Annotated in this window: 1 protein-coding gene and 1 pseudogene; both read right to left on the minus strand. The window is 38.2% G+C overall.

The window, feature by feature from the left end; translation table 11 throughout:
• Nucleotides 1–1,113 (minus strand): annotated as a pseudogene (locus ACM0OZ_RS48510) (molecular chaperone); the annotation flags it as partial.
• 87 nt (nucleotides 1,114–1,200) lie between these two features.
• Nucleotides 1,201–2,160: a hypothetical protein gene (locus tag ACM0OZ_RS48515; RefSeq protein ID WP_414590101.1), complete on the minus strand. Its 960-nt coding sequence runs from the start codon at nucleotides 2,158–2,160 to the stop codon at nucleotides 1,201–1,203.
• Nucleotides 2,161–2,175: the final 15 nt, after the last annotated feature.

Genomic DNA, 2,175 nt, shown 5'->3' on the forward strand with positions numbered 1-2,175 from the left:
CACTTCATGATATATCTGGTAAAGTTTTTTGCTGACAGCTTTACGAAACTGCTCATTCCTGCCTAAACATAGTTCAATTTGGCGAATAGCCTCTAAACATCGCTTTGGGTTCTCACTTCCTTGAAAAACTTCATGTAACCGACTTGAATCTACTCCTAAATTGTTGCTAATGTCGTCAACAAACTTTTCCCATTCGTTAGTATTGACGCCTGGTAAAGCATCAGTAGCAGGTGAATTCAGCCATTGTGCTAAACGTTCAAACAAGCGTGTCTGTTGTTCTTTGGGCAGGAGTTCTTGAATTGGTACTTCAATAGGCTCATAGAGTGTCACAGTGGAATTAGATGTGCCAAAATCTATAGCTAACCAACTAGGAGATTCTTGCTGTCCATTGCTATTGCTTGGCTTTGATTCGTTAGGATTCATTGTAGTTCCGTTGGATTGTGTTGATTGAGATAAGGGAATGTTTAATTGACGTTTGAGTGCTAAGATTTCGTTCTCCACGGCGGATATCTTCGCCTCTAAGTCAGAATCTATTGCAGGTAGTTTTGGTTGTATTGATTGAGAAGAAGATGTATTTAATTGAGGTTTGACTGCTAATATTTGCTGTTCTAAGGCAGATAGTTTGGACTCCAAGTCAGAATCCATTGCAGGTAGTTTCGGTTGTGTCGATGGAGGCGAGGGTATATTAGCTTGAGATGTAAATGCTGTTATTTTCTCCTCCAAGTCAAAGAAAAGATGACACCTTCCCTCAATATGCTTTGATTCAGACAGCAGTAGATTGCCAGTAGCGTCGGAGTCAAAATACTCGACTTTCACCTGCAAAGTACAATTGACTGGTGTTATCAAAGGTTGATTGAGCATACAAGAACCTTGTTTTAATCGCTTTGGAGCGTTAAGAGGTTCTAATGTTACTGTTTCAACATCTTTGTAAGCTTTTTGAATCTCGTCTGCTAGTTCTTTTGGTGTACCCTCAACATAGTGGGTGATCCGAGAAATGTAAGGTATGTTGTTACCATTCGCAGCAAGTTCAATTACTGGCAGTTCCAAAACCAGAGGATTATTTTTTTGTGTTCGTAGCTGAAAGTGAGGTAAAACCCGAATTTCAACAGGCATTTCTATTTTCCTCACAGGCAGAGTTTAAGTTTTAAGAATTGAAAATTACGAATTTGTGGTTGTTAATCACTAACGATACTCCTTTCTTCAACTAGAAGTTTCAGGATTAGGAATTGAGGCAATTTGCGAGAGAATAGGTGAGACAGAATCAGCTTCCTTAATTTCTTGTTTTTCGCCTACAATGTATCTGAGCAATGCCTCTTCTCTTAGCACTGTATCTAGTTCAGGAGTCAAAATATTGAGTATCTGCAAAATTGCCTTATCAACTTTTTTATTGATTTGGCTTACATACTCGATTATGTGTAGGCTTATGCTAGCAGTTATCTCATCCCGCAGCCGTTGCACGAGAAGAACTTGATGAAGGGTTTGTGGGGAATCACCTTTAGTGTATTCTGATTTGCTGTATTCTGATGCCCAATCAAAAATTTGACCAATCTCGTGTTTTTCGTCTTGACGTGCTAGGGGAAATACAGTTACTGTTTCAATAGACTTCTCTTCTTGAAATAGTTCTTTCATGCTCTCAAGTTCTCCCCATTTTTCCGGGTTATAACCTTGATACAAAATAGAAAATGTATAAGCCTGTTCTTCACTAAATTTTTCTTCGATTTCTGTTTCCATCTCCTCACGGAGTTTTGCCTTTAATTGTTCAATTTCTGGACTTAATTGATTGGATAAATTTTGCAATAAGTGATTAACTGCTTTTTGAATGCAATCCTCAGCAAAATTTTTTAGCTCTTTAACAGCGTTTTCAAATACCTGAGAAAAGTCATCACTCTTAGTAGGGATGTTAACATTGGGCTTGTTTCTTCCACCAAATGGATTGTTTTTACCTTCTGTTCCAGGTGGAAGTACAATTCTGCCATCTTGCACTTGGTTGAACAGTAAATTCCACTGCTTCCATTCGCGGATTCTATAAATTACTTCATCTTTGATGACATCGCTAATAGGAACTTCTTTTGCATCTTGGAGCAGCTGTTTTCCTAGATTATCTTTGAAGCGATTGTAAATTCTATATATTTTCTCAATAGCGTCGCGCAACTCTTTCAAAGCTGGACTTTCTTC

Source organism: Scytonema sp. PCC 10023 (genome assembly GCF_963920835.1).
In the GTDB taxonomy this organism is placed as follows: Bacteria; Cyanobacteriota; Cyanobacteriia; order Cyanobacteriales; family Nostocaceae; genus Kalymmatonema.